27 protein-coding genes and 1 pseudogene are annotated in these 22853 nt (G+C 33.8%); 5 read left to right on the forward strand and 23 right to left on the reverse strand.

Annotated features, from left to right (window positions below; translation table 11 throughout):
- Positions 1-12 precede the first annotated feature (12 nt).
- Both kynB and kynU read right to left on the reverse strand, forming a co-directional pair.
- Entirely contained in the window at positions 13-642 is a 630-nt protein-coding gene (kynB, locus tag ACUL40_RS05775) for an arylformamidase (protein WP_000858074.1), read from the reverse strand.
- Between the two features lie 2 nt (positions 643-644).
- The gene (gene kynU, locus ACUL40_RS05780; protein WP_065212643.1) at positions 645-1931 is read right to left on the reverse strand and encodes a kynureninase; all 1287 of its coding nucleotides are present in this window, start codon (positions 1929-1931) and stop codon (positions 645-647) included.
- 159 nt (positions 1932-2090) lie between these two features.
- Between kynU and ACUL40_RS05785 the strand changes: the two genes are divergently transcribed.
- A complete protein-coding gene (locus ACUL40_RS05785) occupies positions 2091-2702 on the forward strand; it encodes a TetR/AcrR family transcriptional regulator (protein ID WP_065212642.1) in 612 nt (203 codons plus the stop codon).
- Positions 2703-2737: 35 nt separating this feature from the next.
- Here ACUL40_RS05785 and ACUL40_RS05790 read toward each other — a convergent pair whose 3' ends face one another.
- From ACUL40_RS05790 to ACUL40_RS05820, 7 genes are all read right to left on the reverse strand, one after another.
- Entirely contained in the window at positions 2738-3175 is a 438-nt protein-coding gene (locus ACUL40_RS05790) for an NUDIX hydrolase (RefSeq protein WP_229175193.1), read from the reverse strand.
- Positions 3176-3690: 515 nt separating this feature from the next.
- Positions 3691-4788, reverse strand: coding sequence for an L-dopachrome tautomerase-related protein (locus ACUL40_RS05795; protein WP_065212748.1), 1098 nt, complete (start codon positions 4786-4788; stop codon positions 3691-3693).
- Positions 4789-5505: 717 nt separating this feature from the next.
- Positions 5506-5763 (reverse strand): DUF3977 family protein, encoded by a 258-nt coding sequence (locus ACUL40_RS05800; RefSeq protein WP_000873825.1) that lies wholly within the window; start codon positions 5761-5763, stop codon positions 5506-5508.
- A 112-nt stretch (positions 5764-5875) separates the two neighbouring features.
- Positions 5876-7726: a sigma-54-dependent Fis family transcriptional regulator gene (locus tag ACUL40_RS05805; protein WP_322369296.1), complete on the reverse strand. Its 1851-nt coding sequence runs from the start codon at positions 7724-7726 to the stop codon at positions 5876-5878.
- A gap of 313 nt (positions 7727-8039) precedes the next feature.
- Positions 8040-8378: an NIPSNAP family protein gene (locus ACUL40_RS05810; RefSeq protein ID WP_000499992.1), complete on the reverse strand. Its 339-nt coding sequence runs from the start codon at positions 8376-8378 to the stop codon at positions 8040-8042.
- Positions 8351-8947 (reverse strand): GNAT family N-acetyltransferase, encoded by a 597-nt coding sequence (locus ACUL40_RS05815; protein ID WP_048656499.1) that lies wholly within the window; start codon positions 8945-8947, stop codon positions 8351-8353. Before ACUL40_RS05815 ends, ACUL40_RS05810 begins: the two co-directional genes overlap by 28 nt.
- Positions 8944-9729, reverse strand: a complete 786-nt coding sequence (locus ACUL40_RS05820; RefSeq protein WP_060852075.1) for a DeoR/GlpR family DNA-binding transcription regulator — start codon at positions 9727-9729, stop codon at positions 8944-8946. The genes ACUL40_RS05815 and ACUL40_RS05820 overlap by 4 nt, the downstream gene beginning before the upstream one ends.
- A gap of 250 nt (positions 9730-9979) precedes the next feature.
- Between ACUL40_RS05820 and ACUL40_RS05825 the strand changes: the two genes are divergently transcribed.
- On the forward strand, positions 9980-10477 hold the full coding sequence (locus ACUL40_RS05825; RefSeq protein WP_445422872.1) for a hypothetical protein: 498 nt from the start codon (positions 9980-9982) through the stop codon (positions 10475-10477).
- 64 nt (positions 10478-10541) lie between these two features.
- Here the strand turns inward: ACUL40_RS05825 and ACUL40_RS05830 are convergent, their stop codons facing one another.
- The 3 genes from ACUL40_RS05830 to ACUL40_RS05840 form a co-directional block, all read right to left on the reverse strand.
- Positions 10542-11141: a class I SAM-dependent methyltransferase gene (locus ACUL40_RS05830; protein ID WP_002041261.1), complete on the reverse strand. Its 600-nt coding sequence runs from the start codon at positions 11139-11141 to the stop codon at positions 10542-10544.
- A gap of 89 nt (positions 11142-11230) precedes the next feature.
- Positions 11231-11632 carry an Rrf2 family transcriptional regulator gene (locus tag ACUL40_RS05835; protein ID WP_000877642.1) on the reverse strand — a complete coding sequence of 134 codons (402 nt, stop codon included), beginning with the start codon at positions 11630-11632 and terminating at the stop codon, positions 11231-11233.
- 85 nt (positions 11633-11717) lie between these two features.
- On the reverse strand, positions 11718-12341 hold the full coding sequence (locus ACUL40_RS05840) for a DUF4085 domain-containing protein (protein WP_445422873.1): 624 nt from the start codon (positions 12339-12341) through the stop codon (positions 11718-11720).
- A gap of 220 nt (positions 12342-12561) precedes the next feature.
- Here ACUL40_RS05840 and ACUL40_RS05845 point away from each other — a divergent pair, with 220 nt between their 5' ends.
- The gene (locus ACUL40_RS05845; protein ID WP_000914433.1) at positions 12562-13158 is read left to right on the forward strand and encodes a hypothetical protein; all 597 of its coding nucleotides are present in this window, start codon (positions 12562-12564) and stop codon (positions 13156-13158) included.
- A gap of 77 nt (positions 13159-13235) precedes the next feature.
- Here the strand turns inward: ACUL40_RS05845 and lpdA are convergent, their stop codons facing one another.
- From lpdA to ACUL40_RS05875, 6 genes are read right to left on the reverse strand one after another with little or no spacing between them, the layout of a single operon-like run.
- A complete protein-coding gene (gene lpdA / locus ACUL40_RS05850) occupies positions 13236-14615 on the reverse strand; it encodes a dihydrolipoyl dehydrogenase (RefSeq protein ID WP_322367910.1) in 1380 nt (459 codons plus the stop codon).
- Positions 14616-14630: 15 nt separating this feature from the next.
- Entirely contained in the window at positions 14631-15830 is a 1200-nt protein-coding gene (locus tag ACUL40_RS05855) for a dihydrolipoamide acetyltransferase family protein (protein WP_445422874.1), read from the reverse strand.
- Between the two features lie 27 nt (positions 15831-15857).
- Positions 15858-16892, reverse strand: coding sequence for an acetoin:2,6-dichlorophenolindophenol oxidoreductase subunit beta (gene acoB, locus ACUL40_RS05860; RefSeq protein ID WP_000198898.1), 1035 nt, complete (start codon positions 16890-16892; stop codon positions 15858-15860).
- A gap of 17 nt (positions 16893-16909) precedes the next feature.
- Entirely contained in the window at positions 16910-17908 is a 999-nt protein-coding gene (acoA, locus tag ACUL40_RS05865) for an acetoin:2,6-dichlorophenolindophenol oxidoreductase subunit alpha (RefSeq protein WP_000921275.1), read from the reverse strand.
- A gap of 30 nt (positions 17909-17938) precedes the next feature.
- On the reverse strand, positions 17939-18085 hold the full coding sequence (locus tag ACUL40_RS05870; RefSeq protein WP_162900592.1) for a hypothetical protein: 147 nt from the start codon (positions 18083-18085) through the stop codon (positions 17939-17941).
- Positions 18078-18557: a DinB family protein gene (locus tag ACUL40_RS05875; RefSeq protein ID WP_060852067.1), complete on the reverse strand. Its 480-nt coding sequence runs from the start codon at positions 18555-18557 to the stop codon at positions 18078-18080. Before ACUL40_RS05875 ends, ACUL40_RS05870 begins: the two co-directional genes overlap by 8 nt.
- A gap of 165 nt (positions 18558-18722) precedes the next feature.
- On the opposite strand from ACUL40_RS05875, the gene ACUL40_RS05880 reads away from it, so the two are divergent.
- Positions 18723-19568, forward strand: coding sequence for an oxidoreductase (locus tag ACUL40_RS05880; RefSeq protein WP_445422875.1), 846 nt, complete (start codon positions 18723-18725; stop codon positions 19566-19568).
- A gap of 41 nt (positions 19569-19609) precedes the next feature.
- Complete coding sequence (locus tag ACUL40_RS05885) at positions 19610-20119, forward strand: GrpB family protein (protein ID WP_445422876.1); 510 nt, start codon at positions 19610-19612, stop codon at positions 20117-20119.
- A gap of 76 nt (positions 20120-20195) precedes the next feature.
- Here the strand turns inward: ACUL40_RS05885 and ACUL40_RS05890 are convergent, their stop codons facing one another.
- The 5 genes and pseudogenes from ACUL40_RS05890 to ACUL40_RS05910 all read right to left on the reverse strand — a co-directional run bounded on the left by ACUL40_RS05890 (position 20196) and on the right by ACUL40_RS05910 (position 22767).
- Positions 20196-20579, reverse strand: a complete 384-nt coding sequence (locus ACUL40_RS05890) for a DUF4181 domain-containing protein (RefSeq protein WP_322367974.1) — start codon at positions 20577-20579, stop codon at positions 20196-20198.
- Between the two features lie 23 nt (positions 20580-20602).
- Positions 20603-21040, reverse strand: coding sequence for an NUDIX domain-containing protein (locus ACUL40_RS05895; protein WP_000620919.1), 438 nt, complete (start codon positions 21038-21040; stop codon positions 20603-20605).
- Between the two features lie 30 nt (positions 21041-21070).
- A pseudogene (locus tag ACUL40_RS05900) lies at positions 21071-21435 on the reverse strand (DUF4181 domain-containing protein).
- Between the two features lie 23 nt (positions 21436-21458).
- Positions 21459-22283: a PP2C family serine/threonine-protein phosphatase gene (locus tag ACUL40_RS05905; RefSeq protein ID WP_322367907.1), complete on the reverse strand. Its 825-nt coding sequence runs from the start codon at positions 22281-22283 to the stop codon at positions 21459-21461.
- Positions 22267-22767, reverse strand: a complete 501-nt coding sequence (locus tag ACUL40_RS05910) for an HIT family protein (RefSeq protein ID WP_445422877.1) — start codon at positions 22765-22767, stop codon at positions 22267-22269. Before ACUL40_RS05910 ends, ACUL40_RS05905 begins: the two co-directional genes overlap by 17 nt.
- Positions 22768-22853 lie beyond the last annotated feature (86 nt).

The following is a 22853-nucleotide window of genomic DNA, read 5'->3' on the forward strand; positions in this document are numbered from 1 at the left end:
ATATGATTCTACTTATATTGGTCTAATAACGGCTCGAACTGGACTTCCATCTGCATCAGTTAATGCAAGTGGTAATGCAATAAGTTCATAATCACCGTCTGCTACGTGATCTAGTACGACATTTTCTAAAATATGAATTCCATGTTTAAATAATTGATGATGCGCTGCTAATTCTTTATCATCTAGCGGATCAACTGATGGTACATCTACTCCGATTAAACGAATACCTTTCTCTGAAAGAAACGACGCTATGTCTGCACGTAAATGAGGGATCACCTCTGGAAATTCTTCAGCTTTCCCATGTGAAGATGTACGTAATAATAATCGTTCTACACCTTCTAAATGAAAGCTTTCTAATTCCTTTTTCCCGATGCTTTCAAGATTAGAAACGTCAATAATCCGTGCTGGGCCAACATAAACTTGAACATCTAAATCCAATACTTTCTTTCCATCATTATCAAAATGAAATGGTGCATCAATATGAGTGCCTGTATGAATACTCATCGTTAACTTTCCGACATTTACTGAGCCACTTTCTTCTTTTGACCATGAAACTTCATACGAGAACGGTGTGTCTCCTGGCCACGTTGCAATATTATTATTTAGCGGTTGTGAAATATCAATCCACTCTGATGTTTTCATATTTATGCCACAACCTCTCGCTTATTTTCAAACTGCTTATACTCTTCATTTTTCATAATTTTCTTTAATATTTGTACAGATTTCCACACTTCTTCGTATGTGTTATATAAAGCGACCGGCGCAAGTCTCACCCCATTTGGCGCTCTAAAATCTGGAATTACTCCATTTGCTTTTAGTGCTTTACATATACGTGCTGCTTCTGCATGCTCTAAATAAATGTGCCCGCCTCGTTTTTCATCCTCTAATGGATTTCCAATTGTAAATTCGAAATCTTTTAATTCATGTCCAATTAAATTCAGCATGTATCTCGTAATATGTAAAGATTTCTCACGTAAACGTTCAATACCAGCATCTTTGAAAATTTCAAGTGAACCAATTAATGGTGCTGTACTTAATACGTGCGGTGTACCAATTTGATAAGCACCTGCATGATCAGCAGCTGTTAATGTATGCTCCATATCAAACTGTTTATCTTTTCTAGAACTAAACCATCCAGACAATCCTGGCAGTCTATTAAAATGTTTACTATTTACATAAAGGCCTGCAACACTACCCGGTCCTGCATTTAAATATTTATAATTGCACCAAACAGCAAAATCGACATCCCAATCTTTGAAATGATGCGGAATAGATCCTATTGAATGGCATAAATCAAATCCAATGTGAATGCCGCGTTTATGAGCTTCCGTTGTTAAACGTTTCATATCAAGAATTTGACCACTTCTATATAAAACAGAAGGTAATAAAATTAAAGCGATATCATCTTCCATCGTATGGATAATATCTTCTTCAGAAAGTGTTCTACCATCTCGGCTTTTCACTCTTACTAAATGCTCCTCTGGATCTAATCCTTTTAAACGAATTTGACTTTGAAGTGCATAAATATCTGATGGGAAAGTTAATTCATCCGCAAGTATTTTTGTACGTATTCCTTTTGGTTCGTAAAACGTCGCAATAACTTGGTGTATATTTGTAGTTGTAGAACCGGTTACAATAGTTTCTTCCGGTAAAGCACCAATAAGAGGGGCTGTAAGTTTACCTAATTTCTCTGAAAGGAAAAACCACGGGTGCTCACCTTCTGTCCAGCCGTCAATGCCATACTCTTTCCACGAATCTAGCAACGTAAGTAATGATTTCTCTGCTCTTTTTGAAAGTAGCCCTAATGAGTTTCCATCTAAATATATAGTACCTTCTTTTTTATAGAATTCAGTTTGAAAATCTTTCAGTTCATCATGTTTATCACATTCAAGCGCATACTCATAAGTTGGTTGAAATGGTTCTTTATACATGGTGTCACCTTCTCTTAATTTTCTTTTTATTCTAACTAATTGAAATATATCACCTTAATTGATACAACGTCAATGATATTATGTCAGTTGACTTTATATATGAACTTCTTTTACAATACAGTTATATTTTCAGATATTTCAGTATAAAGAGGTGATTCTTTGAAAAACTCTACTCTTTCATCAAGAAAACACCGCTCCTTAGAAACGAAGAAAAAACTATTACACTCTGGTTACACTATTTTTATAAATAATGGATTTCAAAAAACGACAATTACACAAATTATTAAACATGCAGAAACTGGTTATGGAACAGCATATGTATACTTCAAAAACAAAGATGATCTCCTAATTAGTTTAATGGAAGATGTTATGAATCAATTTTATAATATTGCTGAGCGCTCTTTTTCTCCACAAACAAAACAGGAAGCACGTATAATGATCCAAAATCAAGTTAGAGCATTCCTGCAATTAGCAGATGCAGAACGCGCTATTTTGCAAGTTGTAGAGGAAGCGATAGGATTATCAAGAGAAATACGGCAAAAATGGGATGAGATTCGGGAACGTTTTATAACAAGTATTAAACAGGATATTACTTACTCTCAAGAAAGTGGATTAGCACAACCTAATTTAAATAAAGAGATTGTAGCACGCGGTTGGTTCGCGATGAATGAATCGTTTCTTTGGACTATTACGCAAAATGATAAAAAGATTAACTTAGAGGAAATTGTGTATACGTTAACGGAGATGTATACGACCGGGTTATATAAATAACACACCTTCAATAAGTAAGGTGTGTTATTTTACATCTATAAAAATATATTATCTGGGTATGGTAGCGCTAAAGTAGGCTTTTCAGAAAATGAGAAATATTGTAGTTTTAAAGATTCAACATCTATCGATTTCAGTTTTCCACTAGTAATTTCACATTCAAACACAACAACAATATATTCTACTTGATCGCCATTCGGATATATATGACGGAACCTTTCCCCTCCAAATACCCCTTTTTGTTTTTTTACTTGCACTTTCAAACCCGTTTCTTCCCACACTTCACGAACTACCGCTTCTTCTGGAGTTTCTCCAGGCTCAATTGCTCCAGCCGGCAAACTCCAATATTCTCCGCCAGGATATTGAAATAAGATTTCTCCCTGCTCGTTTTTAATAACTGCAGCTACACTTGGCATGAATATTAGTTCATGGCCTAATTGCTCCCGGATTTTTTTATAATATAGCGACATCGACATATAATTCTCTCCCACTCCATTAATGAATAACTGTATTTTCTGATATATATTCTATAATAATACCAATAACAATTTCTATATAGAAAGGATAAGAAAATTACTCCCCTTTATATCTGCTACACTAGATAATTTATACAGTTCTAAACCTCGCGTTTTCCATTCTTGTGAATCTTGTTTAATTATCTTTTTAAAATATTTTAGTAGTGGCCATAAAGCATACTCCTTATGATCTACATAACTAACAACATCCCATTTTAACTTTTCATTAATTTCACTCATAAGTTCGGGTATTACTACTTCACCATATTTTTTAAAACATTCATGAGTTTCTTCGTAATTTTAAAATAAAGTTTGATTAAAAATATCGTGTTAACCCGTATTCTATGGTAAATAAAAAGAATCCATTTTGAAAAAGATTGATCAAAATGGATTCTTATCCAGCAGGTTTATGTTTTGGTTTTATAAAAAAGTTTGATCATTTTCTATCAATGAAAACAATTAATTGACTATTTTTATTATGAAAAGGTCGGAGCAGGAAATTCATCAATTTTGATACGAAGTAAACTATAAGGTTTCTGTCGTAAGTCTTTTCCATAATGAAATCTAGGCTGTCGATGTAATTGGTTCACAATGACATACAAATATTGATCCGGACCAATTGAAAAAGTATCCGGCCACAAAATTCTCGGATCATGTGCGATAGTTTCCATTATGCCATTTGGCAATATCTTACGGATACTGTTGTTTTCATAATCTCCAGCATAAACAGTTCCCTTTGCATCAGTGATCATTCCATCAGACGCACCTTTTTCTCCCCAATACTCCACATGATAAGGTAAATTCATGTCCGGTATCGTTCTGTTTCTCAGGGCTTCTGTTGAGATCGAGAACAAATGCCGACTGGTTAGTGGAGCAAAAAATAATATCTTTCCATCAGGAGAAATCGTAAGACTATCAGACGCCAATCTAAATGGAGAAGTTGAACCGTCTTTGTTTCGATTCATTAAAATTTGACCTTCTACTTTCGGTAAAAAATAGGGATCGGGGGAAGTTGAATTTGCTCCATTTAACCGTCTAAACGCGTTTCCATTTGACAAATCTACGACGATAATACCTCCTGGTCCTCTTGAAGAAGAATCCGTTATATAGGCATAACCTGCTTTTCCAACACGAAAATCAAAACGGACATCATTCAGATAAGTTGTAGGCAGGACAACATCTTCTGTAAAGGTATATACTTTTCTTATTGTATTGGTTTCTAAATCAACAGCGACTAATTTTGCCCCCCCTTTAATAGGTTCAGAAAAATTGGGTGCCGCTGTATCTAATATCCAAAGCGTTCCCCTTCCATCAGCAACTACACTTTGGACACTGATGAAAGTCATTAGGATATTCTCGAGGTTAACCAAATTGGTTTGTAAATTAGGATAAGGCTGCAATTTATCCTCAAAAATTTCCGCCACCGTAAATTTAACATCGTCTCCCCATTTCGGAAAGCAAATGAAAATACGACCGGTTTCTGAAACAGTAACACCTGTAGGCATAGCCCCATAAAATGCATAAACTAGTTCTAAATTACCGAAATATTTTTCACTAGGTAACATAGGTTTCATAATATCCTCCTCAAGCATTCAAACGGGATATCTCCTATATATGATTTATATTTTTTCTAGTGCATGTTTCTTAATAAGTTTTTCTATACGAAAAGATGATTGAATTGATTGTTTTCCAAATTTAATAAGTCTGTCAGAAGAAAGGAAACATTTTAATTTAAAGGTCTCCAGATGAAGTAGAATTCAATTAGCAGGTAGCGAAGTTCAATATTCCCGAATCAACGTTAAGCTGGTATAAAAAACGGGGAAATTTCCCCATTTAAATTTGTGAAAAAATGTACTTAAGCTAAACTGCCCGTTAGTTTAAGTGTAACACTTCACAAACAATCTTTTGAGTATTCTTATTATTCCTGTTTCCTCAACAATCTGGCCCTTTAATTGAACAATACAACTGAAATTTAAGGGGCAAAAAAAACCTTATATTAATACAAGGTTTTATCAATCTTTTTTATAAATTATCAAACTTTATTTTAAATCAATACCACACTTTATTCCATGTTCCATGAGTGACTAACGGGTACTTTGAACAAGAAAATAAAGGTGAGTACATATTATACATGACTAATATGCGCTCACCTTTATTTTTTAAAGATTTTTAGCTTTTAGGTCTTGATAATAATTTTTAGTGGTTGTATTAACAATTTATATTTAGTAAAATTGCTTTTTATGAATTTGATATAAGTCCAAAGAATTTCCTGGTCAATATAATAACGTATATCAGCACACTTTTTCTTTATTTATTCTACTTACAATTCCAACTATAAATTTATATTCAATCCTCCTCTTCTTAGTTTTTTTAAACCCTTCTTTCGTATCAAAAATAAAACACGTTTTCCGAAACCAAATTCGTACATATAAAGACTCAAAATAAATAGGTTTTATTATTCCTCGTTCCTCAAATTCAGTTCCATCTTTATTTTCAGTTTCTGTTCGAACGAACCACCTATTTCCGAAGCCAATTTCAATATACTTCACATAAGTCCCCCTTTCGGAAATTAATTTCTAACTGTTCTATTATTTCCCCGGTAAGCGCACATTCCGACAGAACATGAGCCCACAAAGAAAAAGTAGATTACAAAAATCTACTTTATAACTTATATTTTTGCATTCGTTTATAAAATGTACTACGGGGTACATCTAATAGTTTTGCAGCTAATGAAACATTTCCGTTTGTCTTTTGTAATGCTTCAATCATGCTATCACGCTGTATTTTTTCGCGAAAATTCAATGTATGTTCGGTTTTATTTTCAACTTGTAACTCAAGTTGTTGTTGATTTCCCATCATTGTTTGTATCAAAAGAGCGACTTGTTTTTCGCATATTTCCCGTCCTTGCGACAAAATGTAAATGCGTTCTAATGCATTTACTAGTTCTCGAATATTTCCGGGCCATGTATGTTGTAAAAATTGATTGCAAATACTCTTCGGAAATACAACATTCCAATTCTTCTGTTCGCAAAAGTGTTGTATAAAATATGGGATATCCTCTTTTCTTTCTATTAACGATGGAACATATAACGGATAAACGTGCAAACGATAATATAAATCTTGACGGAATTTCCCTTCTTCTACTAACCGTAGTAAATCTTTATGTGTGGCAGTAATAATACGAATATTTACTGGTACCTCTTTTGAACTTCCTATTGGAGTTATTGTACGTTCTTGTAAAACACGCAATAATGCTACTTGCATCTCTGGTGGTACTTCACCAATTTCATCTAAAAATAATGTTCCTCCATTCGCTTGTTCAAATTTCCCTTTATATCCTTGACGTCGCGCACCTGTAAACGCACCTTCAGCATAACCGAACAATTCACTTTCCATTAATTCTTTAGGCAAAGAACCGCAGTTAACAGCTATAAAGGGTCCATCTTTTCTTGGACTATTTTCATGAATCGCTCTCGCGACATATTCCTTTCCTACTCCTGTCTCACCACATACATACACACTAGCATCAGTCGGTGAAACAAGCTTAATTTCTTCTAGTGTGTGTTGAAATGCTTTACTTGTCCCGGTAACTCCTGGAAAAGTAATTCCTTTTATAAATGTGAAAGCAGAATATGTATTCATTTGTTTGTTTTCCTTTAAATACATACATTTCCCGATCATTCTTTCATTACTATATACCGGTATCTCTAATTTAGTTTCCAATCCATGGTGCACTAAATCTTCAAGTTTCATTCTTGACCAATTAGTTACTCGTTCCCGAACGCTCTTACTCGCAGAAATGATAACATCACGATGATTACAAATAACTACTTGTTCATCACTATCAATGACATCTAAAAAACGATGGATTAAGTGTAATTCATTTTGATGAACTCTTATGCTACATTCACGTTCTATCGCATGTGCAATTGAAGTTACCATACCGAGCATATATGGATGCGAAAATTCAATTGGACAGGAGAAATCTAGAACACCAATTAATTTCCCGTCATCATTATGAATGGGAGCAGCCGCACAACTCCAGCTATGAGATGCCACGGAGTAATGTTCAGTACCACTTATCATAATAGCTTCTTCAATTTCTAGCGCTGTTCCTATTGCGTTTGTCCCCACAGCTGCTTCCGTCCATTTTACACCTTCAATAAAATTAATATGTTTCGCTCGCTTTAACGTTTGTTTATTTCCACTTAACGATAGAACGTAACCATCTGGATCGATTAATAATGCCATCATTTGTAGTTCATCAATGGTTTTTCTCATATTTTGTATTTGAGGTAGTGCTATATCAAGGAAAATTTCACTCTTTTTCTTTTGTTCTCGAAAAATATGAGAAGACAAAATTTTCTGACCTTTATTCATGTGAGGATTCACATTTGCTTGTTTACATCGATGCCATGACTCTGAAATTCTTTCGTTTATACGGTTCGAATCAAGGACTCCTTCATCAATAAACTTTTTCCATGTATGTAAGTAAAAAGGTGAAGCTAACATTGTATCATCTCCCTTTTAATTATTTTGGAGATTTATAAAACATGCTTTTATTATAAAACTGAATAAAAGCGTTTTCAATATAACTAGCAAGACGACACAAATATGTTAATAATTTGAATATCCTAATGCACTTCTTTATTCTTTTTTAGTAGTACTATATTTTGTATAATGGACGCAAAGAAAATACATAACCAAAACCACTTTTGTGGATTGCCGTTTATAAAGAAAACAATCACGGCTATTGCAAATAAAATAGTGGATGCTAAACTAAAATATAATTTTGTTTTAATTTCTATTATCCCTCACCCCTCTGTTACTTTACAGTACATACTAACTCTTCATTTTTCATCTCTACTATGTACTCCTGTAAAACATATTCTTTCCCGCCATGGTTTTCATACCATTCATGTATTCCTTTAATATGCCTCTCGTCACTTCTAATTTTCGATTCTATTTCATTATACTGTTCATAACTATCATATTCCCATATGGCAAATACTTCAGACGTACCATTCTTATTATCTTTCATCCAGCGTCCTATTAGCCTAGAGCCATGCTTTAACTGATTAGGTAAGTTCGTGTTATTAAAATGATCATTAAATACTTCTATGAATTCATTTTTCACTACATAGTACTTCCTTCTGTAAAACATACTTCTTCACCTCTTTTATGAAAAGTATCAGTAAACCTTCCCATCACTACCGTATTATAATACTTTCCATCCGATAGTCTTTTGTCATTTTTCAAAATGCCTTCTACTTCAAAACCTAATTTTTTATAAAGATGAATAGCTTTCTCGTTTGTCTCTAATACTTGTAAAGATATTTTATTTACTGCATTTTCGTCAGCCCATTTAATAGATTGTTGTAATAGGCTCTTCCCCATTCTATATCCCCAAAACTCTTTTAAAATGCAAACGCCAAACTCCACTTTATGAGATAATCTCTTAAAATTTGATCCTTCACATCTTGAAAATCCAACGATTCGATTGTGCACTTCTGCAACTAAAAAGAGATTCTTCGTCTCTTCACTATCTGTTTTTATTATTTTTTGAAATCCTAGATTATCTATAAATCCCTCTCCAGCATCTCTATCCATATTTTCAGTTTCTCCATCAATCTGAACTCTAATTTTCGATAACTGCTCAGCATCTTTCTCAGCTGCAGAACGAATTGTATAAGTTAATCCATTTATATGAAACTCTTGCTCTTTTACAATCATGTCAAACTCCTTTCAAATGAATATAATGGCGCTATTACAACTTGTTTACCTTGTTTCTCAAAGTCCTGAACAGTTTCTTTACTAGCCTCTTCGTCAGTTATAATAATGTCAATTTCTTTTAGAGACTCTCCTCTTATAAAACAATCTATTCCAAGTTTATTATGCGGAACTAAACAAATATTTCTTCTAGCAATTTCACTTACTCTTTTACTAAAATAAGCAACTTCAGGTGTTGCGGTACTAATACCTTGTAATGAAATGCCTCCACCTGTAGAGAAATACAAATCAATAGAAAATCTACTTATCAATTCAGAGGCAAGTGTATCAGTAATATTCCCTGAAGGTTTTACTTTTCCGCCAATTAAATACGTATCAATATTCTTATATTCTCGTAGATAACCAGCTATTTCTATAGAATTCGTAATAACCGTAAATGATACTTCCGGTAAATATTTCAGCATCGCATTATGAACGGAAGCCCCACCAATAAAAATTGAATCACCTTCTTGTATATAAGATACCGCAACTCTTGCAATTGTGTCCTCATATATTGAGCTATCACTATAACGTTTAGTTGGTTCCGCAGCTAAGTTTCTCACTCGCGTAAGTTCAATTGCACCTCCGTGCGTTCTTTTTAATAAACCATCCTTTTCCATAATAGACAAATCTCTTCTTATAGAATCAATAGACATATCAAATCTTTCCGCAAGATCCTTTGCTATTACTCTTCCATCTGTATTAAGTAGTTCTAAAATTTTCTCTCGACGTTCTTCAGTAAACATGTTATCACCACCGTTATTGAAGGTTCAGAAACTTAAACTTTATTTTAATTATATGCATGCCTCTTCCGTTTTACAATATTTTCAATTCTTATTTATTCCGTTTTATACAGTCTTCTCCCTCTTTCTATCCTGTTAACTTGACAACCAAATAAATGTATATCTGTATATTACGCAAAAATACTTCCATTTACCTTCCTATTGATGTAAAATTATTCCTATGTTTTACTTTTTAATACAGAAAGGGATTACTATGAAATCATTAATCAAAACGACATGTACAGCATTATTATTTACTGGAATATTAACAGGATGTAATAGCAATACTACATCAAAACAAGAAAAGAGCGCTCTCGAAAAGAATGCAATGCACTATGGAGAAATAGTTAAAAACGAATACTATAGAGCGACAGTTGAGAATGCAAAGTTTGAAAAAATAGACAAAGAGCGGCGCCTTACTACTCGTGTTATGATTAATAATGTTCGAGACGATGGACAAACTATTGATCTTTCGGAAATAAAATATTTCATACAAGATGAAAAAACTGGTGAGAAATATGAAGGTGAAGCTCATCCGATAGATGACGAGCACTATAAAAATGTTCCACACAAATTCTCTTTAACTACTGACGTTGTATTTAAACTGAAAACTTCACCAAAAGATTTAAATAATATGTATTTATACATAGATAGCAAAGCAGCGCCGTTAACAGATACATATTGGAAGCTTGATAATTTAGTATCTAAATAGAAAGACCAGTCTTACATGACTGGTCTTTTACATTCATACATTTAACTTTCATTAACACTTATATTCATTTTCTAATAACAACTTGAATAACATCAGCTAAACCAGTGTGCCCTTTCCCTTCAATTCGCTCTTGTTCGCCATTAAAGAAATGAATTACCTTATGTTCTTCACACCAAGTAAGGATATCAATTGGATCATACAGCATATCAACATCTTTTGGTCCACCAGTACCATAGTTTATTTGTTTTTTTGAGTAAACTTCAAACATAATTAAACCACCAGGCTTTATCGTTTGTATCATTTTACCTAATATCATTTTTTTATAATCATCATGAAAATGTCCAAATACCATAATTGCTGCATCATATTCATTTTCTGGCAAACTATCAGCTAATAAATCTACTTTTTTTGTATGCACGTTTACGTTATGCTTCTCTGCCAATTTTTTTGTCTTCTCTAATCCATCTTCCGAATAATCAATAGCTGTTACTTCGTTCCCTTGTCTTGCTAGAAATACAGCATTTCTACCTTCTCCTTCCGCGAAAGCTATTACTTTATTGTGATTTGCTAAACGAAATGCTTGTTCTTTAATAAATGTATTAGGTTCTTCCCCGTAAAAATATTCATCTGATTTATATCGATCATTCCAAAATTTAGTCATCATCTTCTCTCCTTCTTCATATCATTTTCTAACTACAATTAAAGATATCAAAGAGTCTTTTTATCCTTAATTAATTTAAAAATAAAAGCAGATTAAAAATCCACTTTTATTTTTTTCGCAAGATCTACGATTTTTTGATTTCGTAACTCTTCTTCCATTTTCTCTTCTGCTGCAAGCATTACTTCATTAATTAAACATCCCGGTTTGTCATGTAAACAACATTCAAACAATGATGTTTTACCTTCAATTGCATGTATAATATCTAAAAATGAAATATCTTCCCAATTCTTACTAAGCGAGTAACCGCCCTTTGGACCAGATGATGAATGTATCATCCCTTCCTTCGTCAACTTAGTTAGTATTTTAGACAAGTACGTTGGTGAAACATTTTGCATTTCTGCTAATTGGTGAACACTAACTAACTTATTTGGTGTAGCCTTTGCCAGAAAAAGTATTGTATGAAGAGCATAATTTGTAGCTTTAGAATATTTCATAGTACAGCCCCTATTGTAGACTTCATGTATCTACAATAACTTTATTTTTTTATTATGTCAAACGTTTGTAATGCTCCATACAACATTATTTCTTCACAAGTAATACATTTGCTGCGCAAATCGTCACTTCTCTAAATGGACAGTCAAATAAAACGCCTAGTTCAAAACCATCTTCAGTAAGAGCTATTTCATGATATAACCACCAAGCATTTTCAAAGTTTTCCGGCATAGAACACTGTGTTACTCCTATAAAGGTTACTTCAAGTTTATCAAATTCACTAAAAGTACCACTGCAATCTAATACGATAGACAAAGTATCTTCTGATTCTCTCTTTATTACTTTAATTACACTATCGTGTAGTGATGTCTTGTGTAACTGAGCGACATTTGACGGAAGTTTTTTCTCAATGGAATTAAAATATTCTACGTATGATTGATCTAATTGTGCCATTCTTTTCTCATAATCTGTTGTCCACTCTTGCATAAGTTTTTTCAGTTCACCTGATGGGTATTCTGAATTAATTGTTATGTTTTGTATAATTGAGTATATCGATTCAGGAAGGAATTTTAATAAATCTATTTTCCTTTCCTCTATTTCTTCCTTTAAACTTTGTATATCCATTTCCGACCATTCTTTTATAGACTCTATAAAACTTACAAATTCTAAAACTTGCATTTTTTTATACCATTCTCTTGTAAAATATTTCAATGACACCTCTCCTAAAATATCTTTACATCCAGTAAAAGCAATACATCCACTTATTATATCATTCCAATAACCATTTTTTCTAAAGAAATAATGTAAAAATGTAAATATTCCGCCTATTATTTCTAAAACTTCAGAATATTTACAAAAGTATGAAATTAGAATACATTTTAGCTGTACAAGATTCACCTGTACAAAAATTCAAACAAAAAGGGATGGTTATATGTTGAAGAAATTAGTAGCAGGGACATTAGTAGCGGGTTTTGCACTAACTGGAGGACTAGGTGCGGTAAGTGCTGAAGAAAAAAGTAACACAATTAAGTCATTTGATTATTTAAAAGTGGATGAACAAAATGTTAATTCCTTTGCAAAATTAAGTGATCAGGATAAGAAAGATATCCAAATTACTATGGTATTACCAGAGCAAAATGAAAATGGAGATTGGCTAGCTTATGGTTTTACTAGCCGTGAAACATTGGATGCGTATATTGCAAAGGATAAAAAAGCAATTAAAAATAATATTAATCCTTTAGGTAGCGGTGCTGGTAGTACTGATTTTTACGAACATAAAGATAAAGGTGGTCAATATATTTACTGGAGCAGCGGCTTTAAAAACTTACCATCTAGCTGGAATGACAGAATTTCTTCTGTAAGTACAGCCTCACCTTCTGCAAGTTATTCAACGACACTTTGGGAGCACACTTCAACACAAGGATATGGAAAAGGTGTTATATTTAAACACGCTGATTGGTATGGTAAAACTGCTAATTTAGCTCCTGATTGGAACGATATTACTTCAGCGATTGAAATTAAAAAATAATAAGATATTCTATTAATAAAAAATCAAACCACTATTCTCTTATTTGTTTAGAGAATAGTGGTTTATTATATTTCCATTTAAGCATGTACAGCATGTCCTACCGCTTGCATTAACGCTTCATGAATTGCTTCTGATAAAGTAGGGTGTGCTGCAATATAATCTCTCATTATATCAGCGGTAACTTCTGTATGAATCATTACGGTTCCTTGACCAATAAGTTCAGTTGCATGAGGACCGATAATAGAAATCCCTACAATTTCTTGGTATTTAGGTTCTACAATGACTTTTACTTTCCCTACTTGTTCTCCTAAAATAAGAGCTTTTCCGTTCGCTGTAAAAGGAAATTCTCCGATGAGAATATCACCATATTGTTCTCTTGCACCTTTTTCACTTAACCCGACACTAGCTATTTCTGGAGCTGTGTATATACAACGGGGCACAGCGTGATAATTTACTTTCACGTCTTCTCCGCTTGCGTGTAATGCTGCTGTCGTTCCTTCATGGAAGGCAACGTGAGCAAGCTGAATTCCACCAATCACATCACCAGCTGCGTAAATATGCGATACGTTCGTTTGCATATGTTCATTCACAGCAATCCCTTTATTTGAAAACTGAACCCCTGCCTTTTCTAATCCTAATTGTTGCACTCGTGGTTTTCTTCCTACAGAAACAAGAACAAATTCTGGAGTTACTTCATGAGTAATTCCCTCGTATTCAAATGAAGCTTGCTTCTTATAGTTATTTAAACCTTTTAAAACTGCTCCCGTAAAAATTTTCACCCCATCTTTTTCTAATTTCTCTCTTAAAGTATTCGCGATATCTTCATCTTCACCAGGTAGTAATTGCGGTGCCATTTCAACTATCGATACTTTTGTGCCAAGTCTACTATAAATGCTTGCAAACTCGCATCCTATTACACCACCACCAACGATTAACAATGAAGATGGTACACTCTCAAGAGACATGGCATGGCTACTATTTAAAATCCATTTTCCATCAAACGGAGCGAATGGTAATTCTGTAGGTTCGGAACCAGATGCGATAATAAAGCTCTCTCCATCAACTACTTCTTCTTTATTTCCTTGTACAACTCGCACACGATGATCCGTTTCGAATTTCGCTTTTCCTTTTACAACTTTAATTTTATTTTTCTTCATTAAATATTGTATTCCTTGGACAAGTTGCATTACGATTTGTGATTTTCTCGCCTGTATTTGATCCCAATCAATTGATATACTTCCTGTATTAAGCGTAACTCCATAATCATTCGCTTTTCTCACAATATCATGTACTTCAGCACTTTCTAACAGTGATTTCGTCGGCATACACCCAACATTTAAACATGTTCCGCCAAGGTCAGCTTCATCAATAAGAGTGACATCTTTGCCATTTTGAGCCGCGGTAATTGCTGCTACATAGCCAGCTGGTCCGCCTCCAATTACAACTAGTTTACTCATTCTCTCACCTTCTCTTTATAAAAGAATTGTTATAGGTTCTTCTAAATAATGTTTAATTGTGCGTAAAAATGCAGCTGCTGGTGCACCGTCTAGTACACGATGATCGAATGTTAAACTTAAAGGTAACATACTACCTTTTTTAAATTTTTTCCCTTTATATACAGGAACATGTTCAATTGCGCCAATACCTAAAATGCCAGTCTCAGGTGTATTTAATACCGGTGTGAAATATTCAATACCAAAGCTACCTAAATTACTAATTGTAAATGTCGTTCCGTGCATATCATCACTACTTAAGCTACCTGCTCGCGCCTTTTGTGCCACATTCTTAATCTCTTTAGACAACTCTACTAAAGATAAATTATTTGCAAAGCGAATAGCTGGAACGACTAACCCTTTTTCTAATGCGACTGCCATGCCTAAATGCACATGTTCAAATTGATGAATTGCATCATCTATATAAGCGCTGTTCATTTCTTTATGCTCTCCAAGTGCTAATACAACAGCATGCGAGACGAAATCCGTAATAGTTAATTTATTATCATATCTTTTTTGTACAACTTGCGCTATTTCTTTATGTAAAGCAACTAAATCTGTTACATCTACTTTCATCGTTAACGTTAATTGTGCGCTATTTTGTAAGCTTGCGTGCATACGATTTGCGATTGCTTTACGCATACCAGTAACAGGAATCGCTTTACTTTCTTCTCGTTCAGATATTTCCGGAACGTTTACTCTTACCTCAAGTACTTTTAATACATCTGCCTTTGTAATCCTTCCGCCAGGACCTGTACCAACTAATGCCTTGATATCCAGATTTTCAGACTTTGCAATTTTCTTGGCTACAGGTGAAATTTTAATTCTTTGCTTCGATACTTCTTTCCCATTTGCTTCTTGATTTTGTACATTTTGTACTTCTATATTAGATGTTTTTTCTTCTACAACATGTGTGCTTTCCTGCATTTCTACCTTTTCATTCGGTTTACCGATGTAGCAAATTACAGTACCAGGCGGCACTCCTTCATCTTCACTTACAGCTATATCAAGTACCGTACCATCAGCTGGCGCTTCAATTTCCGTTTCAATTTTTTCTGAATTAATACTAGCAATTAGTTCTCCTTTTGCTACATTATCGCCTGCTTTAATATTCCAGCTCGTAATAATACCTTCTTTCATCGCCATACCTAACTTCGGCATTACAACTTCTACAGCCATGTCTCTCTCTCCCTTCTCATCGTTTTATTACACATGTAATAAAGATTGGTCTCCGATCATTTCTGATACAGTTTCAATTACTTTTTCTGGTGTTGGCAAATACAACTTTTCAAGTGGTGGTGAGAACGGAACGGGTGTATGTGGTGCTGTAATTCGTTTAATAGGTGCATCTAACAAATCAAAACCTTTATCCGCTACAATTGCCGCAATATCTGTTGCAATACTACATCTAGGATTCGCTTCGTCAATGACGATAAGACGATTTGTTTTTTCAACAGATGATAAAATCGTATCTTCATCAAGTGGTGATAAAGATCGTGGATCAATTACTTCTACTTCAAGCCCCTTTTTCGATAATTGCTTTGCAGCTGCAAGCGCTGTATGAACTTGCTTTCCGATTGCGACAATTGTTACATCAGAACCTTCCCGTTTAATATCTGCTTTTCCTAATGGAATTGTATAGTATCCTTCTGGCACTTCACCTTTCATATTGTAAAGTGTTTTATCCTCAAAGAAGATTACTGGATCATCATCTTCAATTGCCGCTAATAATAAGCCTTTTGCATCATACGGTGTGGAAGGAACAACAACTTTAATACCTGGTATGCTCGTAAATAATGCGTACAAACTTTGTGAATGTTGAGCTGCTGCACTAAAACCAGCGCCATGCATCGTACGTACTGTAACGGGTACTTTTGCTTTACCTCCAAACATATAACGGAATTTCGCACCTTGGTTTAATACTTGGTCAAGACAACTACCGATAAAATCATTAAACATTAACTCAGCTATCGGACGTAACCCAGTTGCAGCAGCTGCCATCGCAGCTCCCATATAACCCGCTTCAGAAATTGGTGTATCCAATATACGATTTCGGCCAAACTCTTGTACAAGTCCTTTCGTAACACCAAGAACACCACCCCAAGCTTCATCATCTTGCAGGTGATCAACTTGTGCACCGCCTGCAACATCTTCACCTATTAAAATTACATTTTCATCACGACGCATTGAGATTTTCATCGCTTCATTAATTGCAGTTGACATACTTACTGTTCTAGTCATAATTTTTCACCCTCCTCTTATTTGTAAGAAACGTATACATCTTTTAATAATTCTTCATCGTCTGGGTATGGACTATTTTCACTAAATTCAATGGATCTTTGTACTGCATCATCTACTGCTTTTTCCATATCAACAAGTTCAGATTCTGTTAATAAACCTTCATGAATTAAATGCTTACGGAAATTCACAATTGCATCTTTTTCATTTAAATGTTCTTCTTTTTCTTCTGATGTTTTATATGTTTGTGCTTCACCTTCGAAATGACCATAATTACGATATGTCATACATTCAATAATTGTTGGACCATCACCATTACGCGCACGTTCCACTGCTTCTGCAGCAGCTTTATATACAGCTAGAAGATCTTTTCCATCTACTTGAACACCTGGAATATTATAAGCTTTTGCGCGATCAGCGATAGAATCACAACTTGAAGCATATTCAAATGTAGTTGCTTCACCGTAACCGTTATTTTCTGCAATAAAAATAACTGGTAACTTCCAAATCGCCGCTAAATTAACCCCTTCATGGAATGTTCCTTCATTATTTGCTCCGTCACCGAAGAAGCAAACACTTACATCTTTTGTTCCTTTATATTTAGCTGTTAATGCTGAACCGCAAGCAAGTGGGAACCCCCCGCCTACAATGCCATTCGCACCAAGCATTCCTTTATCTAAATCGGCAATATGCATGGAACCGCCTTTACCTTTACATAATCCTGTCGCTTTCCCGAAAAGTTCAGCCATCATACCATTTAAATCACAACCTTTTGCGATACAATGTCCATGACCTCTATGTGTACTTGTAATACTGTCACTATCTGTTAAGTGGGCACATACACCAACTGCTACCGCTTCTTCACCTGCGTATAAATGAACGAAACCTGGCAAAACGCCTTGCGCGAACAATTCATGCACCTTATCTTCAAACTTACGAATTTCTAACATTTTTTCGTACATCCAACGAGCTTGTTCTTTCGTAATTTCATTCCCTTTACTTTCAGTTGTTTTTAACATGTCCAGCCCTCCTATTTTCTTGTTCGTCTTTTATATTGCAAGTATTGTGCCAATTTCGAATCCTTGTTTTAATAGGTTTTCTCTATCTTTTAACAATAAAAAAGTGGACAAAATGAGACGTTTGTCTCGTTTTGTCCACTTTTGTTCCCTTAATAAGAGAATTGTTACTTTATTCATTATCAAAGTTCTTCTGTAATTTTCGGATGTAAATAATTTGACCAATATGATATGCATTATGAGTTGTTACATTCGCTAACACTTCCCACCACTTTGCAGAAACAGGAAATCCCACTACATCACTTTCAACCTTTTCTTCATTTATGAGATTTTGCCATTGTAACAGTTTTTCTAGTAGTTTTTCCCGTAATTCATCGAAAGTTTGATTATCTGAGAGCATAAAACTTTTGTTATTATCTCCTATAGCGGGTACTGCATTCACATTTGATTCTTTATACCTAGTTTGCCACGTAGAGTTCCAATACAGTAAATGTTGTACGATTTCAGCTATACTATTACTCTCTTCATTCGGTTTCCAGAAAGCTTCCCTCTCAGATAAATCCTTAACTGCATCTGAAAATGGCATATACCAACTGGGATCATTTGCATTCGCTAATAGCTGATCTGCTAATACAGCTTTTACATGGACCATTTTTCTTCCCTCATTTCATTATCATATTATATACACTACTCTATATACGCTGATTCCCTATAATCCCCTTTTTTTACATACAAATTGATTTCATACTAAATGTAAGAATAATAGATTTTCTTATCATAACTCGTTATGATAAAAGAAAAAGAAAGCTGGCGAAAAATGAATAAAAAAATCGCAATAATTACTGGAGCCTCAAGTGGATTTGGACTATTAACTACACTCGAACTCGCAAAAAAAGATTATTTAGTTATCGCTACAATGCGAAACCTTGAAAAACAAGGAACCTTACTATCCCAAGTTACTCAACTTAACTTACAGCACAATATAAAAGTTCAACAATTAGATGTAACAGATCAAAATTCTATACATAATTTCCAATTATTTTTAAAAGAAATTAATAGAATAGATCTCCTTATAAATAATGCAGGATATGCAAATGGGGGCTTTGTAGAAGAAATCCAAGTAGACGAATATCGAAAGCAATTTGAAACGAACCTTTTTGGAGCTATATCAATTACCCAGCTTGTTTTACCATATATGAGAAAACAAAGAAGTGGAAAAATCATTAATATAAGCAGCATTAGCGGCCAAGTTGGATTCCCTGGTTTATCTCCTTATGTATCTTCAAAATATGCATTAGAAGGCTGGAGTGAATCGCTTCGCTTAGAATTAAAACCTTTCGGAATAGATGTCGCTTTAATTGAACCTGGTTCTTACAACACAAATATATGGGAGGTTGGTAAACAACTAGCTACAAACCAATCTGATACTACTTCTCCTTACAAAGAATATATGGACAAAATACAAAAACATATTAATAGCGGCAGTGATACATTTGGTAATCCAATAGATGTTGCTAAAAAAGTCGTTGATATTGCTGAAGCTAAGCGCACAACATTACGATACCCAATTGGAAAAGGTGTAAAATTTATGATCTTAGCAAGAAAAATTCTTCCTTGGAGATTGTGGGAATATCTTGTTTTGAGAAGCTTTAAGAAAATATAATTACCTTTATTGAAAACCATTTTGAAAGAGGTGCTAAACAAATGCTAGGTTTACCGTACGGGAAAGTATTTTTAGTTCCGTGGACTGAGGAATGGGAATTTGAGTTTATGAAAGAGAAACAATTCATTGAGAAACAAATTGGCGAACATATTTTAGCGATACACCATATTGGTAGTACTTCTATTCCATATTTAAGTGCAAAGCCCATTATTGATATAGCAATTGAATTAGAAAATTATACGGACGGTATACATTGTATTAAAAAGTTAGAACTACTAAACTATAAATATAGAAAGGAAGTATTACCCGAAAGATACTATTTTAATAAAGGTGAACCAAGAACTCATCAAATTCATATGTATGAACAAGGGAATACATATTTAATAGAACAATTACAATTTCGTGATTACTTAATAGACAATAAAACTGCACGCATGCAGTATGAACAGTTAAAGATTCAACTTTCACAAGCTAATCCTACTGATAAACATAAGTATGCAGAGGATAAAACTAATTTCATTACATCTATATTAACTAAAATAAATGCTTAAATAAGCAAGAAACCATTTAGTAGTAAATGGTTTCTTGCTTATTAGTTATTTCATTATTTGTACTATCAAATTTTTATTATACAGCAGGTGGAAAGAAGTAAAATAGTATCGAAGTCATAAAAATAAACGTGAATACCCCAATTACCGAAAATATATATTCTTTGGATTCTTTATCATACTTCCATTCCATCAATGCTCTTAAAATTAACGTCCCACCTAAATAAGTAAAAATGACATAAGCGATATTAACACTCTCAAATTTAAAGATAAATATAAAGCAAGTTATTAAATAAATAAAAAGTAGTCCTATTTCCAATTTTTTATGTAAACTATTTACATGTTTCTTATATCCCCAAAAACCACCCGTGGGCATATTCAATTTTTTTCTTAAAAACTTATCGAGAAAATAGACAGCTATACAAAAAACAATAGTTATAATCCAAAAAGTAGAAGCTCCTATTTTAACCCCTCCTATTATTTCATTTAATTACTTGAAATAAATTGGACTATATTACGGTTATCCCCTTCTAAATAACTTATGATGCCTTCAGGATATGTCGGCTTCTCCTGTAATTCCTCTAGACTTTTCCAAATTAATATAATATCCTCATGCTCTTTATGTCTTATTTCATTTGTAATGATTTTTTCAACAGTCCCCCAATGTATCAATGTACAATGATGACCATTTTCGTTGCCCCACTCAAAAATATGTTCATTTACAATTGCTAACTCTTGAACATCAACTTTCAAATCGTATTCTTCTATTAACTCTCGAATTATTGCTTCTTTTGACGTTTCACCAAATTCAATAGAGCCACCTGGAAAACGATAAAATGATTCATTCTCATCACATTGCACTAGTACTTTTGAATGTTCGTCGTTTACAATCATTACTTCAGCCCGTAAACGTGGTCTTATCATTTTCTCACCCTTTATTTGTATGACCATTCATCACCAATACGTATTATAGAATACATTCAACATAAAACCTGTAATTATTAGTAACGGAACAATTCCAAACGAAATAATATATTCTTTTGCTTTCCTATCATATTTCCACTGCATATATCCTTGAAAAATGTACAACGTCATAAAAAAGAAAATTGGTATATAAGTCATGTATATTGGATTCAAAATTGAACCTATCATCATAAGTACTACATAAGAAATAATGATAATCCATTGCCCCATTTATGTGATTGGCTGACATATTTACTATTCCATCCAGTTTGTCTCGGTATATTTAACTTCTTCCTCACAATTTTTTCTAAAAAGAATAAAATTATAATCCATAACAATAAGACAATTAGTTTCAAAAGAAACAGAAAGGCCTCCTCCTTTACCTTTTCTCCAGCTGATCACTCGGATACGTGGCATTCCTTTTATTTTCTACGTCCCAACTAATAATTGTCGCACTATCACGTCCCAACTGATGATGCACGTGTTCTAAAACATTGTGAATATTTTCTTTAAGTGTTTTATCATTTCTGTTCATAGCATTATACAAATTTACAGGTATTTCATATCGGCGCTCCCCGCATTCTAATACCCCATCTGTCACCATCACAATTCGGTTCTTTCCAGTACGTAATTCACGAATACCTGATGAATAACAAGGAACAGGTAAATCGAATGTGTTTACATTCCCAATCCATTCGTAAAAATGACGTTGATTTAATGCATATTGCCCTAACTTATGTAACTCTTCATGAAATACATACACTAAACAATCACCAATAGAAATCCACCATATATAATTTTCTTTCCTTACACATAGTAAGCAAGCTGTTTCACCTTTAATTTTTTTGCACTTTTCCTTAAATGAAGAAGATTGAAAGATAGTAAGAATATGATTTTCAATAGATCGAAATACTAGATCAATTGATTCATTTATCATTTCTTTTATATTTTCATATTCTTTTTGAATTGTATTTACTACTAAATCAACACTTTCTGCACTATTATGTCCATCTAATATAGCTGCAAATTCCCAATCACCATTTGACCAAACTAACGCACCATCTTCGTTCTTTTTTGCTCCAGCACTTATATTCCCACCATATGTACCGAGCACGATGTCACCATATTGTTTTACTGAAACTTCGTCTAAACACATTTCACTACTTCCAACCCATGAATGTTGTCTATTATTTGTTGTATGCATATTCACTCACCATATACTTTCGTAATCTTTCGCATAGTTTTTTGATTTTTCCTGCGTCACCATAAGGCGCACCGTTCCATTTCGCTACTTCAGTCGGTGACCAAAACTCTTTTGGTGTATTTTCATAACGCGGTATGATGTGCATATGCATATGTGGTACACCATTTCCTGAAACAAAAGTGTAAATATGTTCCGCACCTTCACTTGCTTTTAGCGCTTTACTTACTTTACTTGTTATAAGTCCGAACGCTTTCGCTTCTTCATCTGTTAGTTCAGCGAGGCCAGGTACATGCCTTTTTATATCTATCATTACATAACCCAGGTATGTTTCTTCACTATCCCAGTGGACATGTCCAACGTAAACGAGTTCATCTTCGTAAATAGCTCCACCTGGAACTATAATATTTCCTTTATGCTTTTTGCAAATGAAGCAGTTTTGTTCTACTTGATTGTTTGTTGACATGTCCATCACCTTCCTTTTCATATATAATATCACAAAAAAAGGAAAAACAGGTTTTGTATTCCGAATTTTCATTCTTTTGATACAGCAATTTTTGAAATGAATTTACA

This window comes from Bacillus sp. KNSH39 (assembly GCF_052656585.1).

What these genes read in the sequence shown, in the direction of transcription:
- kynB (WP_000858074.1), bottom strand. Translation starts at nt 642, where the DNA reads ATGAAAACATCAGAGTGGATTGATATTTCACAACCGCTAAATAATAAT.
- kynU (WP_065212643.1), bottom strand. Translation starts at nt 1,931, where the DNA reads ATGTATAAAGAACCATTTCAACCAACTTATGAGTATGCGCTTGAATGT.
- ACUL40_RS05790 (WP_229175193.1), bottom strand. Translation starts at nt 3,175, where the DNA reads ATGTCGATGTCGCTATATTATAAAAAAATCCGGGAGCAATTAGGCCAT.
- ACUL40_RS05795 (WP_065212748.1), bottom strand. Translation starts at nt 4,788, where the DNA reads ATGAAACCTATGTTACCTAGTGAAAAATATTTCGGTAATTTAGAACTA.
- ACUL40_RS05805 (WP_322369296.1), bottom strand. Translation starts at nt 7,726, where the DNA reads ATGTTAGCTTCACCTTTTTACTTACATACATGGAAAAAGTTTATTGAT.
- ACUL40_RS05810 (WP_000499992.1), bottom strand. Translation starts at nt 8,378, where the DNA reads ATGTTTTACAGAAGGAAGTACTATGTAGTGAAAAATGAATTCATAGAA.
- ACUL40_RS05815 (WP_048656499.1), bottom strand. Translation starts at nt 8,947, where the DNA reads ATGATTGTAAAAGAGCAAGAGTTTCATATAAATGGATTAACTTATACA.
- ACUL40_RS05820 (WP_060852075.1), bottom strand. Translation starts at nt 9,729, where the DNA reads ATGTTTACTGAAGAACGTCGAGAGAAAATTTTAGAACTACTTAATACA.
- ACUL40_RS05825 (WP_445422872.1), top strand. Translation starts at nt 9,980, where the DNA reads ATGAAATCATTAATCAAAACGACATGTACAGCATTATTATTTACTGGA.
- ACUL40_RS05830 (WP_002041261.1), bottom strand. Translation starts at nt 11,141, where the DNA reads ATGATGACTAAATTTTGGAATGATCGATATAAATCAGATGAATATTTT.
- ACUL40_RS05835 (WP_000877642.1), bottom strand. Translation starts at nt 11,632, where the DNA reads ATGAAATATTCTAAAGCTACAAATTATGCTCTTCATACAATACTTTTT.
- ACUL40_RS05845 (WP_000914433.1), top strand. Translation starts at nt 12,562, where the DNA reads ATGTTGAAGAAATTAGTAGCAGGGACATTAGTAGCGGGTTTTGCACTA.
- lpdA (WP_322367910.1), bottom strand. Translation starts at nt 14,615, where the DNA reads ATGAGTAAACTAGTTGTAATTGGAGGCGGACCAGCTGGCTATGTAGCA.
- ACUL40_RS05855 (WP_445422874.1), bottom strand. Translation starts at nt 15,830, where the DNA reads ATGGCTGTAGAAGTTGTAATGCCGAAGTTAGGTATGGCGATGAAAGAA.
- acoB (WP_000198898.1), bottom strand. Translation starts at nt 16,892, where the DNA reads ATGACTAGAACAGTAAGTATGTCAACTGCAATTAATGAAGCGATGAAA.
- acoA (WP_000921275.1), bottom strand. Translation starts at nt 17,908, where the DNA reads ATGTTAAAAACAACTGAAAGTAAAGGGAATGAAATTACGAAAGAACAA.
- ACUL40_RS05870 (WP_162900592.1), bottom strand. Translation starts at nt 18,085, where the DNA reads ATGAATAAAGTAACAATTCTCTTATTAAGGGAACAAAAGTGGACAAAA.
- ACUL40_RS05875 (WP_060852067.1), bottom strand. Translation starts at nt 18,557, where the DNA reads ATGGTCCATGTAAAAGCTGTATTAGCAGATCAGCTATTAGCGAATGCA.
- ACUL40_RS05880 (WP_445422875.1), top strand. Translation starts at nt 18,723, where the DNA reads ATGAATAAAAAAATCGCAATAATTACTGGAGCCTCAAGTGGATTTGGA.
- ACUL40_RS05885 (WP_445422876.1), top strand. Translation starts at nt 19,610, where the DNA reads ATGCTAGGTTTACCGTACGGGAAAGTATTTTTAGTTCCGTGGACTGAG.
- ACUL40_RS05895 (WP_000620919.1), bottom strand. Translation starts at nt 21,040, where the DNA reads ATGATAAGACCACGTTTACGGGCTGAAGTAATGATTGTAAACGACGAA.
- ACUL40_RS05905 (WP_322367907.1), bottom strand. Translation starts at nt 22,283, where the DNA reads ATGCATACAACAAATAATAGACAACATTCATGGGTTGGAAGTAGTGAA.
- ACUL40_RS05910 (WP_445422877.1), bottom strand. Translation starts at nt 22,767, where the DNA reads ATGAAAAGGAAGGTGATGGACATGTCAACAAACAATCAAGTAGAACAA.